The sequence below is a fragment of the Agromyces sp. P1_H4 genome (genome assembly GCF_056405255.1).
In genome coordinates this window covers 1-14,957 of record NZ_JBFUCL010000050.1, presented here as the reverse complement: position 1 = coordinate 14,957, position 14,957 = coordinate 1, and the positions used below count along the sequence as shown (strand labels likewise).

The 14,957-nt window shown below is 71.2% G+C and carries 15 protein-coding genes and 1 pseudogene; 13 read left to right on the top strand and 3 right to left on the bottom strand.

The window, feature by feature from the left end; translation table 11 throughout:
• The 6 genes and pseudogenes from AC1DY2_RS05425 to AC1DY2_RS05400 form a co-directional block, all read left to right on the top strand.
• Window positions 1–427: pseudogene (locus AC1DY2_RS05425) on the top strand (NAD(P)(+) transhydrogenase (Re/Si-specific) subunit alpha); the annotation flags it as partial.
• Window positions 427–717: an NAD(P) transhydrogenase subunit alpha part 2 gene (locus tag AC1DY2_RS05420; RefSeq protein ID WP_476761486.1), complete on the top strand. Its 291-nt coding sequence runs from the start codon at window positions 427–429 to the stop codon at window positions 715–717. The pseudogene AC1DY2_RS05425 and the gene AC1DY2_RS05420, both read left to right, overlap by 1 nt.
• Entirely contained in the window at window positions 714–2,087 is a 1,374-nt protein-coding gene (locus AC1DY2_RS05415; RefSeq protein WP_476761485.1) for an NAD(P)(+) transhydrogenase (Re/Si-specific) subunit beta, read from the top strand. The genes AC1DY2_RS05420 and AC1DY2_RS05415 overlap by 4 nt, the downstream gene beginning before the upstream one ends.
• Before the next feature lie 255 nt (window positions 2,088–2,342).
• Window positions 2,343–4,718 (top strand): 5'-nucleotidase C-terminal domain-containing protein, encoded by a 2,376-nt coding sequence (locus AC1DY2_RS05410; RefSeq protein ID WP_476761484.1) that lies wholly within the window; start codon window positions 2,343–2,345, stop codon window positions 4,716–4,718.
• 188 nt (window positions 4,719–4,906) lie between these two features.
• Entirely contained in the window at window positions 4,907–5,491 is a 585-nt protein-coding gene (locus AC1DY2_RS05405) for an HdeD family acid-resistance protein (RefSeq protein ID WP_476761483.1), read from the top strand.
• A complete protein-coding gene (locus tag AC1DY2_RS05400) occupies window positions 5,488–5,835 on the top strand; it encodes a hypothetical protein (protein WP_476761482.1) in 348 nt (115 codons plus the stop codon). Before AC1DY2_RS05405 ends, AC1DY2_RS05400 begins: the two co-directional genes overlap by 4 nt.
• A 21-nt stretch (window positions 5,836–5,856) precedes the next feature.
• Here AC1DY2_RS05400 and purB read toward each other — a convergent pair whose 3' ends face one another.
• Both purB and AC1DY2_RS05390 read right to left on the bottom strand, forming a co-directional pair.
• The gene (purB, locus tag AC1DY2_RS05395) at window positions 5,857–7,236 is read right to left on the bottom strand and encodes an adenylosuccinate lyase (RefSeq protein ID WP_476761481.1); all 1,380 of its coding nucleotides are present in this window, start codon (window positions 7,234–7,236) and stop codon (window positions 5,857–5,859) included.
• Window positions 7,233–7,760, bottom strand: coding sequence for a low molecular weight protein-tyrosine-phosphatase (locus AC1DY2_RS05390; protein ID WP_476761480.1), 528 nt, complete (start codon window positions 7,758–7,760; stop codon window positions 7,233–7,235). The genes purB and AC1DY2_RS05390 overlap by 4 nt, the downstream gene beginning before the upstream one ends.
• A gap of 110 nt (window positions 7,761–7,870) precedes the next feature.
• Here AC1DY2_RS05390 and AC1DY2_RS05385 point away from each other — a divergent pair, with 110 nt between their 5' ends.
• The 3 genes from AC1DY2_RS05385 to AC1DY2_RS05375 all read left to right on the top strand — a co-directional run bounded on the left by AC1DY2_RS05385 (window position 7,871) and on the right by AC1DY2_RS05375 (window position 10,766).
• Complete coding sequence (locus AC1DY2_RS05385; protein ID WP_476761479.1) at window positions 7,871–8,779, top strand: aminoglycoside phosphotransferase family protein; 909 nt, start codon at window positions 7,871–7,873, stop codon at window positions 8,777–8,779.
• Window positions 8,780–8,880: 101 nt separating this feature from the next.
• Complete coding sequence (locus AC1DY2_RS05380; protein ID WP_476761478.1) at window positions 8,881–9,198, top strand: hypothetical protein; 318 nt, start codon at window positions 8,881–8,883, stop codon at window positions 9,196–9,198.
• Window positions 9,195–10,766, top strand: a complete 1,572-nt coding sequence (locus AC1DY2_RS05375) for a hypothetical protein (protein ID WP_476761477.1) — start codon at window positions 9,195–9,197, stop codon at window positions 10,764–10,766. The genes AC1DY2_RS05380 and AC1DY2_RS05375 overlap by 4 nt, the downstream gene beginning before the upstream one ends.
• Here the strand turns inward: AC1DY2_RS05375 and AC1DY2_RS05370 are convergent.
• A complete protein-coding gene (locus AC1DY2_RS05370; RefSeq protein ID WP_476761476.1) occupies window positions 10,741–11,124 on the bottom strand; it encodes a phage holin family protein in 384 nt (127 codons plus the stop codon). The two genes, AC1DY2_RS05375 and AC1DY2_RS05370, sit on opposite strands and share 26 nt — an antisense overlap.
• A 93-nt stretch (window positions 11,125–11,217) precedes the next feature.
• On the opposite strand from AC1DY2_RS05370, the gene AC1DY2_RS05365 reads away from it, so the two are divergent.
• From AC1DY2_RS05365 to AC1DY2_RS05350, 4 genes are all read left to right on the top strand, one after another.
• A complete protein-coding gene (locus AC1DY2_RS05365; protein ID WP_476761488.1) occupies window positions 11,218–12,309 on the top strand; it encodes a histidinol-phosphate transaminase in 1,092 nt (363 codons plus the stop codon).
• A gap of 16 nt (window positions 12,310–12,325) precedes the next feature.
• Window positions 12,326–13,459 carry a thiamine pyrophosphate-dependent enzyme gene (locus AC1DY2_RS05360; protein ID WP_476761475.1) on the top strand — a complete coding sequence of 378 codons (1,134 nt, stop codon included), beginning with the start codon at window positions 12,326–12,328 and terminating at the stop codon, window positions 13,457–13,459.
• Window positions 13,460–13,590: 131 nt separating this feature from the next.
• Window positions 13,591–14,574, top strand: coding sequence for an alpha-ketoacid dehydrogenase subunit beta (locus AC1DY2_RS05355; RefSeq protein WP_476761487.1), 984 nt, complete (start codon window positions 13,591–13,593; stop codon window positions 14,572–14,574).
• A 54-nt stretch (window positions 14,575–14,628) separates the two neighbouring features.
• Window positions 14,629–14,957 (top strand): biotin/lipoyl-containing protein (locus AC1DY2_RS05350; RefSeq protein WP_476761474.1); only part of this gene is annotated, 329 nt, incomplete at its 3' end.

Here is a 14,957-nt window from a genome sequence, read left to right as displayed (position 1 = left end):
CGCCGACTCCGACGTGCTCATCACGACGGCGGCGATCCCCGGGCGACCGGCGCCGCTGCTCGTGACCGCCGACATGGTGCGGGCCATGCGACCAGGGTCGGTCGTCGTCGACCTCGCCGCCGAGTCGGGCGGCAACGTCGAGGGCTCGGTGGCCGGGTCGGACGTCGCGATGCCGACCGCCGACGGCGGCGGCACGATCACGCTCGTGGGCATGAAGGATGCCGCGTCGACGATGCCCGCCGACGCGTCGCGCCTCTACGCCAAGAACGTCGCCAACCTGCTCGCCCTGATGTCGCATGACGGCTCGGTCGAGCCCGACTTCGGCGACGTGGTGGTGCTCGACGCCTGCCTCACGCATGACGGCGTCGTGCGGCATCCGGCCACCGCCGAAGCCCTTGAAGCTCTCGACGCGGAAGGAGCCCGCTGATGGACGGCGTCGCCCTGCTCACCATCACCGTGCTGTCGGTGTTCGTGGGCTTCGAGGTGGTCTCGAAGGTGTCGAGCACCCTGCACACCCCGTTGATGTCGGGGGCGAACGCCATCCACGGCATCATCCTGGTCGGTGCGATCATCGTCGCAGGCCAGGCCTCCGACGGCTGGACGCTCACGATCGCCCTGGTGGCCGTCGTGCTCGCGACCGCCAACCTCGTCGGCGGGTTCGTGGTCACCGACCGCATGCTCGAGATGTTCCGCGGGCGCAAGGGAGCGGGTCGATGATCCTCCTCTCCCCCACGTGGACCGCGATCCTCTACCTGGTCGCCGCCGTCTGCTTCATCCTCGCCCTCAGGGGGCTGAGCTCGCCGAAGACCGCCCGCCGGGGCAACCTCATCGGCGCGGCCGGCGCCCTCGTCGCGGTCGTCACCGTGTTCCTGTCGTCGAAGCTCGACAACATCCCGTGGATCCTCGCGGCGATCGCGGTCGGCTCCGCCATCGCCGCGCCCATCGCCCGACGCGTACAGATGACGCAGATGCCGCAGCTCGTCGCCCTGTTCAACGGCGTGGGCGGCGGTGCGGCCGCACTCGTGGCACTGCTCGAACTCGCGCACACGGATGACGCGTGGGTGCGCGTCGCCATCGTGTTCACGCTGCTCGTCGGCGCCGTGTCCTTCGCGGGCTCGCTCGTGACCTTCGCGAAGCTGCAGGAGCTGATGACGACGCGACCGGTCGTCTTCCCCGGACTCCCGGTGCTCATGACGGCGGCCCTCGTCGCGGCCATCGCGGCGGCCGTCGCCGTCGTCGTCACGGGCGCGGGCTGGCTCGCCGTCGTGCTGCTGGTGCTCGGGCTCCTGACCGGCGTGCTCCTCGTGCTGCCCGTCGGCGGCGCCGACGTCCCGATCGTGATCTCGTTGCTCAACGCCTTCACCGGGCTCGCGGTCGCCGCATCGGGGCTCGTGCTCGGGAACGTGCTGCTCGTCGTGGCGGGCACGCTCGTCGGCGCATCCGGAACCATCCTCACCAGGGCGATGGCCTCGGCGATGGGACGCAGTGTGTCGGGCATCATGTTCGGCGCGTTCCGCGGCGGGTCGACGGCCGGCTCCACCGAGGCATCCGACCGGCCGGTGCGCTCGTCGAGCCCTGAAGACGTGGCCGTGCTCCTCGGCTACGCGCAGAAGGTGATCATCGTGCCGGGCTACGGCCTGGCGGTCGCGCAGGGCCAGCACACCGTGGCGGAGCTCCAGTCCGAGCTCGAGTCGCGTGGCATCGAGGTGGTGTTCGCGATCCACCCCGTGGCGGGGCGCATGCCCGGGCACATGAACGTGCTGCTCGCCGAGGCGAACGTGCCCTACGAGTCGCTGAAGGAGATGGGCGAGGTGAACCCCGAGTTCAAGACGGCGGATGTCGCGCTCGTCGTCGGGGCGAACGACGTCGTCAATCCCGCCGCGAAGTCAACGCCCGGCTCCCCGATCTACGGCATGCCGATCCTCGAGGTGGCCGACGCCCGCCAGGTCGTGTTCCTGAAGCGCTCGATGCGGCCCGGCTTCGCCGGCATCGAGAACGAGCTGCTGTTCGAGCCCCAGACCACGCTGCTGTTCGGCGATGCCAAGGACTCGCTCGCGAAGGTCCTGGGGGCGGTCAAGGCGCTGTAACCGGTCGGCGGGGTTGCGCGTTGCCTGGCTGAGCCCGCCGCGGTCGTTGTGCCGCCGTCGGCCTCGGCCTCGTGCGCCTCGGGCGCGTGCTCATCGAACGCAACGCGGAGGGCCCCCTGCTCATATGAGCAGGGGTCTTGTCCGGTGGACGGCGGGATGATCCAATGGCCGGGAGCGAAGCATCCTCACCCGCGTTCATTCCGGTCGGACGCTGCGTTCATCATCCCGAAACGTCCAAGCGAAAGACTGGCGCACATGTCCACAGCTCGCCGCATCGCCGCCGGGGCCGTCGGTCTCGGCCTCATCCTCACGGGGTTGTCCGCCGCACCGGCGTACGCCGCACCCACCGAGGTGCAGATCCTCGCCACCAACGACTTCCACGGTCGCATCCTCAACAACGCGACGAACGGCGAGGCCGGCGCGGCCGTGCTGGCCGGCGCGGTGGAGCAGCTGCGCGCGAGCAACCCGAACACGGTCTTCGCTGCGGCGGGCGACCTCATCGGCGCCTCGACGTTCGAGTCGTTCATCCAGCACGACAAGCCGACGATCGACGCGCTCAACGCCGCCGGGCTGGAGGTGTCGGCCGTGGGCAACCACGAGCTCGACCAGGGCTACGACGACCTCGTCAATCGCGTCATGGCCCCCTACGACGCGACGACCAACCCCTACGGCGGAGCCCAGTGGCAGTACATCGCCGCGAACCTGAAGATGAAGGCCACCGGCGATGACGCCGTGCCCGCCACCTGGATCAAGAGCTTCGGAGACGTGCAGGTCGGCTTCGTCGGCGCCGTCACCGAGGAGCTGCCCTCGCTCGTCAGCCCCGGCGGCATCGCCGACATCGACGTCAAGGGCATCGTGACGTCGGTGAACGCCGAGGCGGCCGACCTCGTCGCCGAGGGCGCCGACCTCGTCGTCATGCTCGTGCACGAGGGCGCGCCGACGACGAACTGCGCCACGATGAACACACCCGGCACGACCTGGGGCGACATCGTCAACAACATCTCGCCCGACGTCGATGCGATCGTCTCGGGCCACACGCACCTGGCCTACAACTGCTCGTTCCCCGTCTCGGCATGGGCCGGCCGCGCAGTGACCGACCGCCCCGTCGTCTCGGCCGGCCAGTACGGCACGAACCTCAACCAGCTCGTCTACACCGTCGACGGCACGACCGGCGTGGTGTCGGCGAAGACGCAGGCGATCCTGCCGCTCGAGAACTCGTCGAACGTCGCGCTGTACCCGGCCGACCCGGTGGTCGCACAGATCGCGGCCGACGCCAAGGCCGCCGCCGACGTGCTCGGCGCGCAACCCCTCGGCCAGATCGGCGGTGCGTTCAACCGCGCGAAGCTCGCGAACGGCACCACCGAGAACCGCGGAGGCGAGTCGACCCTCGGCAACCTGGTCGCCGAGGTGCAGCGCTGGGCGACGGAAACCCCCGAGTCCGGCGCGGCGGAGATCGCGTTCATGAACCCGGGCGGTCTGCGCGACGACATGGCGGGAACCGGCACCGACCCGTTCCCGCGCACCCTGACCTACAAGCAGGCGGCCGTCGTTCAGCCGTTCGCCAACACGCTCGTCAACATGCAGCTCACCGGCGCACAGATCAAGACGGTGCTCGAGCAGCAGTGGCAGCCCCGAGACTCCCTGAACCGACTGCTCACCCGGCCGTTCCTCCGGCTCGGTGTCTCGCAGGGCTTCGAGTACACGTACACCGAGCGCACCGCGATCGAGTACCCGCTCGACAACCCGGCGACCCCTGACATCAACGAGTCGCTGACGCCGTACGAGGCGAGGTACGGCACGATCACCGGCATGTGGTTGAACGGGGTGCCGATCGACCCGGCGGCGTCGTACTCGGTGACGGTGAACTCGTTCCTCGGCACCGGCGGCGACAACTTCTTCGAGTTCGCCAACGGCACGGGCAAGCGCGACACCGGCAAGATCGACCTCAACGCGATGGTCGATTACATGGCCGCCTTCGGCGGAGCGACGCCGCTTCCGGTCGACTACGAGCAGCACGCCGTGGAGGTCGAATTCCCGACCGGCGCGCCGGCCACGTACCTGCCGGGTGCCACGGTCGCGTTCAACGTGAAGTCGTGGGCGATGTCGACGGCCGCCGACGTGAAGGACGCGTCGCTGGTCGTGTCGCTCGGCGACACCGCGCTGGGCACCTTCCCGGTCGACAACACCATCGGCACGGCGCCCTACGACGAGTACGGCACCGCCTCGGTGTCGGTGCAGTTGCCTGCCGGCGCTCCGGTCGGCGCGACCGAGCTGACCCTCACCGGGGCCGCGACGGGCACGTCGATCGCAGTGCCGATCACGATCGCGAAGGCCGTGTCCACGGTCACCGCGACCGCGCCCTCGGTGATCAAGCAGAAGAAGGAGACCGCGCCGGTCTCCGTCGTCGTGACCTCCACCGGCCCGCAGGCGACCGGCACCGTGCAGGCCGTGATCGATGGCAAGGTCGTCGACTCCGCCACGCTCGCGAACGGCAAGGCGACGCTCGAGGTCGGACCGTTCAAGAAGGGCACGGTCGACGTCGAGGTGCGCTACCTCGGCGACGCGGTCACCGACGGCGACACGACCGAGGTGAGCATCTCGGTCACCGCCAGCGGGAAGCGTGGGAACTAGGCCCCAGGCCTGACTGAACCGGTCCCGAACGGGGTGGATGTCGCGCGAGCGGCGTCCACCCCGTTCCGCGTCCCCTGTGGACTCCGTCCCGCCGGAGCACCGGTCGCACCGATCGGAGCCCGTTCGAGCGCACAGGTCGACCCACGTAGGATGGATCGGTACCCCCCTCCGATGTGAAAGAGGTCGCCGTGGCCACCGCCCGCGATACTGCCCCGGAGCGCACCCAGTACTGGGTCGTCCCGGTCGTCCGCGGACTCCTCGCCCTCGTGCCCGCCGCGGTCATCACGTTCTCACCGAACCACTCCCCCGAGCTCGGGCTCCTCGTCTTCGGGGCGTGGGCCATCGCGTCGGGCCTCGTCGTGGGGGCCCTGACCCTGCGGCTGATCGACGATCGCGGCATCCGCTCGCTCTTCCTCGTCACCGCGATCGCCACGGTGGCGGCGGGCCTGCTCGCGGTCACCGTGCCCGGTGCGCTGCCGTTCCTGCTCTACCTCGTGAGCATCTGGGCCGCCGTCACCGGGTTCGTGGAGCTCTACGCCGGGCTCCGAGCCCGCGGCCGCACCCCCGCAGCGCGGGACTGGATCGCCGCCGGCGCCTTCACCGCGATCCTCGCGCTCGTCTTCCTGCTGCTGCCGCCCGACCCCGTCACCGCGGTCGGCCTGCTGGGCGGGTACTTCGTGATCCTCGGCGTCTATCTCGTCATCGGTGGATTCTCGTTGAAGTGGGCCGTGGCGCCTGGCGCCGCGGCATCCGGATCGGAGCAGCACCCGTGACCCAGCCGAACGGCGACTACAAGCCCTCGAAGCGCGAGATGCTCCGCCCGGTCGAGTACGTCGGCGGCGCCGCGATCGCGGCGATCTTCACGGGCGTCATCACCCTCGTCGCCACTCGTGAGTGGAACCTGGCGCTCATCGCCACCGGAGGCGTGTTCATCATCGTGCTCGTCGGGCTCGCGCTCTTCTCGATGGCGGTGAAGCCCGACGCGATGGAGTCGGCCGAGATCCACGAGGCCGACCGTGCTCCCGGCACGTCGACGGATGCCGCAGGGCCGGCGTCCGATGCGCGCGAGACCGGTGTCGACCCCGACGACGACCGCGGGGCGCCCCGGGGCCACTGACCCGCGGCGGCGCGCCGCCGCTCAGAGTCGGTCGACGAGCTCCGACGCGAGGCCCGTGTACGTCGCGGGCGTGAGCGCGAGCAGGCGCTGCTTCGCGTCGTCGCCGATCTCGAGCCCCTCGACGAACGCGGCGAGGTCGGCCGCGCCGATGCGCTTGCCGCGCGTGAGGTCCTTCAGCAACGCATAGGGGTCGGCGATGGTCGAGCGCCCGGCCACGACCTCGGCGCGGATGACCGTCTGGATGGCCTCGCCGAGCACCTCCCAGTTGCCGTCGAGGTCGGCGAGGAGCAGCGCGCGGTCGAGGTCGATCTCACGGAGGCCGCGCTCGATGTTGTCGAGCGCGAGCAGCGAGTGCCCGAATCCGACGCCGATGTTGCGCTGCGCGCTCGAGTCGGTGAGGTCGCGCTGCAGGCGGCTCGTCACCAGGGTCGCGGCGAGTGAGTCGAGCACCGCCGACGAGAGCTCGAGGTTGGCCTCGGCGTTCTCGAAGCGGATGGGGTTCACCTTGTGGGGCATGGTCGAGGACCCGGTGGCGCCGGCCTGCGGGATCTGCCGGAAGTAGCCGAGCGAGATGTAGGTCCAGATGTCGGTCGCGAGGTTGTGCAGCACGCGGTTGGCGTGGGACACGCGGCCATAGAGCTCGGCCTGCCAGTCGTGCGACTCGATCTGCGTGGTGAGGGGGTTCCAGGTGAGCCCGAGCGACTCGACGAACTCGCGCGACACGTCGGGCCACGCGACATCCGGTGCCGCGACCACGTGCGCCGAGAACGTGCCGGTCGCGCCCGAGAACTTGCCGAGGTACTCCGTGCCCTCGACCTGCTTGGCGATGCGCTCGAGGCGGTGCACGAAGACGGCGAGCTCCTTGCCCATGGTCGACGGGGTCGCCGGCTGGCCGTGGGTGCGCGAGAGCATCGCGGCATCGCGGTGCTCGACGGCGAGGGCCGCGATCGCGTCGATGACGGTGCGGTACTTGGGCAGCCACACCTCGCGCACGGCGTCGCGCACGGTGATCGCGTAGGAGAGGTTGTTGATGTCCTCGCTCGTGCAGGCGAAGTGGGTGAGCTCGGAGATCGCGTCGAGTCCGAGCAGCTCGAGCCGCCGGCGCACGTAGTACTCGACGGCCTTCACGTCGTGGCGGGTGGTGGCCTCGAGCGTGGCGAGCTCGTCGATGTCGGCCTGGCCGAACTCCGCCACGATGGAGCGCAGCTGCGCCTTCTGCTCGGCGGTGAGCGGCGACGAGCCGAAGAATCCGCGGTCGGTCTGCGCGATGAGCCACTCGACCTCGACCTGCACGCGTGCCCGGTTCAGGCCTGCCTCGGAGAGGTGCTCGCCGAGTTCGCCGACGGCGGCGCGATACCGTCCGTCGAGCGGGCTGAGCGGCTGGGGAGGCAGCGAAGTCATCGGATTCCTTGTCTGAGTGCGGGAGCGAGTTGCCGGAAGAGCGCCGACGTCGACCGCTCTATCATCCCAAGAACTCGATCGAAGGTCGCCTCGTCGGAGTAGTAGGGGTCGGGCACGTCCTGCAGTGGCGCCAGGTCGGAGTCGAATTCGAGCAGCAACCGCACCTTGTCCTGGTCGAGCGACGACGGCGCCCAGTTGCGCAGGATGCGCGCCTGGCCGCGGTCGAACGCGACGATGAGGTCGAGGTCGGGGAAGTCGCCGGCCTCGAACTGGCGCGCGCGATGTTGCGAGCCGTCGTACCCCGCCCGCTCGAGCGCGTCGATCGTGCGCTGGTCGGCACGCTCGCCCACGTGCCAGTCGCCGGTGGCCGCCGACTCGATGGCGAGGTGGTCGCCGAGCCCGGCGCGTTCGGCGAGGGAGCGCAGCACGACCTCGGCCATCGGTGACCGGCAGATGTTGCCGGTGCAGACGAACGACACTCTGAAGGGCTGCGCGGCGTCCCCCGCGGGTTCCGCTCGCGTCATGGTCCCATTGTGGACGAGAACGGCGCCGGGCACAGCAGGAAAATCGCGCCGACGATACGCTGGTCGACTCCCCCTCCGAGCGAGTCCCCTCCTTTCGAGAAGAGGCGCAGATGACGGATGCCGCGGCGAACGATGCCCCGCCGGCCGACTTCCCCGTCGATGAGTCCCTCGCGGCGCGCCTCGTCGCGCAGCAGCACCCCGACGTGGCGGCGCCGGTGCGGCTCGTGGCCAACGGGTGGGACAACGCGCTCTTCCGGCTCGGCGACGACCTGGCGGTCCGGATGCCGCGGCGGAAGGCCGCGGTCGGGCTCATGCGCAACGAGCAGCGGTGGCTGCCCGAGCTCGCCGCACGCCTGCCGGTGGCCGTGCCCGCGCCGGTGCGAGACGGACGCCCGGCACCCGAGCTCGGCTACGACGTGCCGTGGAGCATCGTGCCCTGGTTCGACGGGCAGCACGGGCTGGCGTTCGATGCGCGGTCGCGCGGTGGCGCAGCGCCGGCGCTCGCCGCGTTCGTGGCCGAGCTCGGCGCGATGGTGGCGCCGGCGGACGCCCCGGCCAACGCCTACCGCGGCGTGCCGCTCGCGAACCGGGCGGAGGAGATCCGCGTCCGGCTCGTCGGCGGGCGCATCCCCGACGCTGATCGGCTGCTCGCGGTGTGGGAGCGGGCGCTCGCGGCATCCGCGTGGACCGGACCGGCAGTCTGGCTGCATGGCGACCTGCACCCGGCCAACCTCGTCTTCACGCCGACGGGCTCCCTCGCCGCGGTGATCGACTTCGGCGACCTCACGGCGGGCGACCCGGCCACCGACCTGGCGACGGCGTGGCTCACGTTCGACGCGGCCGGTCGTCGCGCCTTCCGCGCCGAGCTCGAGCGCCGGCGGGACGTGGATGCGGCGACGTGGGACCGCGCGCGCGGCTGGGCGCTCGTGATCGCCTCGGCCGTCGTGGAGCAGGCCGGCACGGAGAGCGCATTCGGCAGGGCGGGCGTCCACGTGCTGCGGCAGGTGCTGCTCGACTGAGACCCGGTGGCTCGTCCTCCCCAGGCGAGCCGAGACGATTCGACCGCACGGATGCCGCGACGAGCGGCCGCGCAAGGCAGGAAGCTCGGCACGATCGTGCCATGGACTCCGCCGCACCCTACGTCGCCGTGGTCACGGGCACCGCCACGGCCGAACGCCTCGACGCGGCCCGCCGCCATCTGCTCGTGCTGGCGTCGCTCTCCCACGCCGTCCGAATCGATCAGGCGAGGCTCATCCCGGCGAATCCCACCGGTTGGCGCTCGGACGCGACGATCGGGTACGTCGAGCGGCTCGACAACCTGCGCGCGGGACTCGCGAAGGCCACGTCGCTGCTGAGCGATGCCGAGTCGTCCCTCCGACAGCACGTCCGCAACCTCGAGTTCGAGCTGGCGGGTCTCGAACGCGCTGGCACGAGATGACGTCGGCGCATCCGGGAGCCGATGGTCTCGTCATCGCCGGAGGCGGATCCACGGCCGTCGAGGTGGACGAGCTGTTCGTGCACGCGGCCAAGCTGGCGGCCGCCGCCGCGATCGTCGCGGACTGGCTCGATCGCCTCGACCGCATCTCGCGCGGGCTGGAGACGATCGACCTCGACGGCCTGTCGGGATTCGGCGCCGCCGGGTCTCCGTTTCCGAGCCTCGGGTTCGCGCGCCAGTGCCTGGGGCACGTCGAGCGCCTGGCGCATTCGCTGCCGTCCTCGCTCCTCGATGCGGCCGAGCGATACGGCGACGCCGAGCGTCGCGTCGAGGCGCTCTGGCAGCTCGGCGCGTTCATCGCGGCCCCGTGGGTCGGCGCCTTCGCGCCCATGCTCGTCACCAACGGCGTGCTCGCGGCGGGCGGGTATGCCGTCGGCTCGGGCATCGGCCGCGCCTTCGGCATGAAGCACACGCCGCTCGAGTCCTGGCTGGCCGAGCACCGGGGGCTGCTGTCCGATCCCGAGTTCGTGCGGCTCGTCCGGATCGCCGCCGACCACGCCGACGAGGCCGTCATGGGGCCCGGCCCGGTGTCGTCGGTCCTCGGGCCGCTCGTCCGAGCTCCCGAGAGCGCGTCGGTGCTGCTCAGCGCCGCAGGCCTGTTCGGGCTCGCCGGCAGCCGCGTGCTCGTCGACGGGCCGGTCACGGTCTCGCGTGTGATGCGGGTCGACCCGGCCGTCGCCGACCGCGAGTGCCTTCCCGGCACGCGGACCCCGACCGCGGCTCGCGGACCGCATGGGCACCCCGCGGAGGCGTCCACGCACCTCGGCGAGGTGGTGGCGCCGCCCGACGGATACGGGGACCTCGCCGAGCGGGTGCCCAGCCCCGAAGACGGCTGCGCACAGATCCGGATCGAGCGGTACGGAACGGCCGACGACGCCAGCTGGATCGTCTACGTCGGCGGCACCGTCGACCTCGGGCTCAACGCCGGCGAGCAGCCCGCCGACATGACGAGCAACCTGCACGGCATCGCCGACGACACCGCCATCGACGCCCTGCGGCTCGCGGGCGCCGACTCGGGGAGCGGCGAGCGTGCGGTGCGGGCGGCACTCGATGGAGCGGGTGCGGCTCCCGGCGACCGCCTCCTCGCCGTCGGCTACTCGGGCGGCGGCGTGATCGCGGCGAAGCTCGCCGGCGACGCCGACCTCAACGTCGTCGGTGCCCTGATCCTCGGGGGCCCGGTCGCGTCGGCGCCCCTCCGCGACGGCGTCGGCGTGGTCTCGCTCGAGCACGAGGAGGATCTCGTGCCGGCGACCGGGGGCGCCGGGCACTCGTCTCCCGAGCTCCTCACCGTCTCGAGGAGCGTCCTCGATGCCGAACGGGAGTACGCGGGCATGCTCCCGGCACACGAGTTGGCGCGCTACCGCGCGACGGCCGCCGCCGTCGACCGATCGGAAGACGAACGGCTCGTCGCGTTCCGGAGCCTCGTCGGCGAGGTGACCGGAGGAACGCCCGGGTTGCGCAGCGACTGGCTGGCGACGCGCGATCTCAGTCGCGCGACGGACGCACGATGAGGCCGATGAGCCAGCTGATGAGGCCGAGCACGAGCGCGCCGAGCACGCCCCACCAGAAGCCGTCGACCACGAGGCCGAACCCCATGAGGTCGCTGATCCAGGCCACGAGCAGCAGCAGGAGTCCGTTCACGATGAACGAGATGAGCCCGAGCGTGAGCACGTACAGCGGGAACGCGATGATCCGCACGAAGGTGCCGACGAAGGCGTTCACGAAGCCGAAGATCAGGCCGACCAACAGGTACGTGAGCACGGTCGCGAGCGTCGTGTCCTCGTACGGCACCACCTTGACGCCGGCGACGATGAGCGTCGTCAGCCACAGGGCGAAGGCGACGACGATGACCTTGACGATGAAGCGCATTCCTCAACTCTGGCAGAGAGGTGGTCGCCCGTCACGGCAGATCGCGCCGTGGCGCGAAGGGGTACGGTGGAATCCGTGACCGCAGCCGAGCCGATGAGGGCCAGCGTGCGCCTTCGCCCCGAGATCGCCGCCCTCCCCCCGTATCGCCAGGGCCGCCCGGCGCCCGCCGACGGCTTCAAGCTCTCGAGCAACGAGAACCCCCACGCGCCGCTGCCGAGGGTGGCCGATGCCGTGGCCGCGACGGCCGGCGAGATCAACCGCTACCCCGACGCCACGGCACTCCCCCTGCGCGAGCGACTGGCGGAGCGATTCGGCGTCACGGCCGACGAGGTGATCGTCGGCGCCGGGTCGGTCTCGCTCCTCGCGCAGTTCATCGCCGCGGCCGCCGGTCCGGGCGACGAGGTCGTGTACTCGTGGCGGTCGTTCGAGGCCTATCCCGGCCTGGTCACGGTGTCGGGCGCCGCGAGCGTTCGGGTGCCGAACCGCGCCGATCACGGCCACGACCTCGACGCGATGGTCGACGCCATCACCGAGCGCACGCGGGTCGCCATCGTGTGCTCGCCGAACAACCCCACGGGCACCATCGTCACGGCCGCCGACTTCGACGCATTCATGGCCAGGGTGCCGGGCGACCTGCTCGTGCTGCTCGACGAGGCCTACATCGAGTTCGTCCGTGACGCGGCATCCGTCGACGGCCGCTCGCTCATCGGCCGTCACCCGAACCTCGTGATCCTCCGCACCTTCTCCAAGGCCTATGGGCTCGCCGGCCTGCGGGTGGGCTACGCCGTCGGCCCCGAGGCGATCCTCGACGCCGCGCGCGCGACCGCGATCCCCCTTGGGGTCACCGCCGCGTCGTCCGCCGCCGCGCTCGCCTCGCTCGAGCCCGCCGCCGAGGCCGAACTGCTCGCCCGCGTCGACACGATCGCCCAGCGCCGAGACGCGGTGCGTGCGGCCCTGCTCGCGCAGGGCTGGGGCGTGCCCGAGGCGCACGGCAACTTCGTGTGGTTGCCCACGGGCGACGCCACCGTCGAGGTCGCCGAGCGCCTGTTCGACGCCGGGCTCGTCACCCGGGCGTTCCCGCCGGAGGGCATCCGCATCTCGATCGGCGAGCCGGAGTCTGTCGAAACCCTCCTCCGCATCCTCGGTGAGCTTGTACCGGCTTCACAAGAAGGGCGTACCTCGTAGCGGGTACCGTGGAACGGTGGCAGCCCGCGAGAGAGATTTCACCGCGCCGACGGTCCAGCTCCTGACCCCGTCGGGCGAGCTGCGCCCGACGCCCGAGGCGGAGGAGTACCTGCCCCTCGTCGAGGCGCTCCCCGACTCGATGCTCGAGCAGTTCTACCGCGACATGGCCGTGTCCCGGCGCATCGACATCGCCGGGGCGAACCTGCAGCGGCAGGGCCAGCTGGCCCTCTGGGTGCCGAGCCACGGGCAGGAGGCCGCCCAGGTCGGGTCCGCTCGCGCCGCACGGCCGCAGGACCACCTTTTCCCGTCGTATCGCGAGCACATCGCCGGCATGATCCGCGGGCTCGACCCCGTCGCGATCCTGTCGCTGCTGCGTGGCGTCACGCTCGGCGGGTGGAACCCGGCTGAGAACGGCAACTTCCACCTCTACACGCTCGTGCTCGCGTCCCAGACGCTGCACGCGACCGGCTACGCCATGGGCATGCAGTTCGACGGCGCGGTCGGCACGGGCGATCCCGAGGCGGATGCCGCGGTGCTCGTCTACTACGGCGACGGCTCCACCTCGCAGGGCGACGCCAACGAAGCGCTCGTCTTCGCCTCGAGCTACCAGACCCCCCAGGTGTTCTTCGTGCAGAACAACGGCTGGGCGATCTCGGTGCCCGTCTCCCGGCAGTCGCGCAGCCCGCTCTCGCTGCGCGGGGGTGGGTTCGGCATGCCCGGCGTGCGCATCGACGGCAACGACGTGCTCATCAGCTACGCGGTCACGCGGCAGTCGCTCGAGGAGGCGCGCGCCGGCGAGGGACCCAGCCTCATCGAGGCCGTCACCTACCGGATGGGCGCGCACACCACCGCCGACGACCCCACCAAGTACCGCACGGACGACGAGGTCGCGTTCTGGGCCGAGCGCGACCCCATCACGAGGTACCGCACCTGGCTCGAGCACCGTGGCGCGTCGGCGGCGTTCTTCGCGGACGCCGATACCGAGGCGGCCGACGTCGCGTCCGACATGCGCCGGCGTGCGCTCGACGTCGCGGGGCCCAGCCGCGACAAGATCTTCCGGCACGTCTACAGCGAGCCGCATCCGCTCATGGCCGAGGAGTCCGCGTGGCTCGAGGCGTACGAGTCCGGCTTCGAGGGAGGAGCGGCATGAGCTCACGCACCGACGACGAGCGCCTGATGGACGAGGCGGTCGCGACGTCTGCCGAGGTGGGGGCGACCCGCGAGCAGGCCGCGCCCGCGGCATCCGTCGCACCCGCGGTGCACGCCGAGGCCGAGGCGGGCATGCGTGGTGTGCAGACCCTCTCGATGGCCAAGGCCATCAACGCCGGCCTTCGCGAGGCGTTGCGCGCCGATGACAAGGTGCTCCTCATGGGCGAGGACATCGGCCCGCTCGGCGGCGTGTTCCGGGTGACCGAGGGCCTGCAGGCCGAGTTCGGCGACAAGCGGGTGCTCGACACTCCCCTCGCCGAGTCGGGCATCGTCGGCTCGGCGATCGGCCTCGCGATGCGCGGCTACCGACCGGTGGTCGAGATCCAGTTCGACGGATTCATCTTCCCGGCCTTCGACCAGATCACCACGCAGCTCTCGCGGCAGACGGTGCGGCACGATGGCACGGTCTCGATGCCCGTCGTCATCCGCGTGCCCTACGGCGGCCACATCGGCTCGATCGAGCACCACCAGGAGAGCCCAGAGGCGTATTTCGCGCACACTCCCGGCCTGCGAGTGGTGAGCCCCTCGAGCCCGCACGACGCGTACTGGATGATCCAGGAGGCCATCGCCTCGAACGACCCGGTGCTGTTCTTCGAGCCGAAGAGCCGCTACTGGCCGAAGGGGCCGGTCGACCAGGACCACTCGGGCATGCCGCTGCACGCGAGCCGCGTCATCCGGCAGGGCACCGATGTCACCGTCGTCGGACACGGCGCAATGGTCTCCACCCTGCTGCAGGCGGCCGACATCGCGGGCGGCGAGGGCACGAGCATCGAGGTCGTCGACCTGCGGTCGCTCTCCCCCATCGACTACGGCCCGCTGCTCGACTCGGTGCAGCGCACCGGGCGGCTCGTCGTCGCGCAGGAGGCGTACGGCTTCGTCAGCGTCGGCTCCGAGATCGCGGCCACGGTGGCCGAGCGCGCCTTCTACTCGCTCGAGGCGCCCGTGCTCCGCGTCTCGAGCTTCGACACCCCGKTCCCGCCCGCCTCACTGGAGACCGAGTTCCTGCCGAGCCCCGACCGGGTGCTCGAAGCCGTCGACCGCGCCCTGGCGTACTGACGGCCGCGCACCACATGACGCCGACGGCATAGATCGACTGCGAGGGTAGACAGCATGAGCGAGATCCGATTCCCCCTCCCCGATGTCGGTGAGGGACTCACCGAGGCCGAGATCGTGCAGTGGCGCGTCGCCCCCGGCGATCGCATCGTGCTCGACCAGGTCTTCGTCGAGATCGAGACGGCGAAGTCGCTCGTCGAACTCCCGAGCGCGTTCGAGGGCGTCGTGTCCGAACTGCTCGTCGACGAGGGCAAGACGGTCAACGTCGGCACCCCCATCCTCGTGATCCAGACGGATGCCGCGGCGCCCAGCGGCGGGGCACCCGCTCCGGCCGCGCCGGCGGCTGCCGGGTCCGACGCGGGCACTCCTGCGGCGCCGGCTCCTGC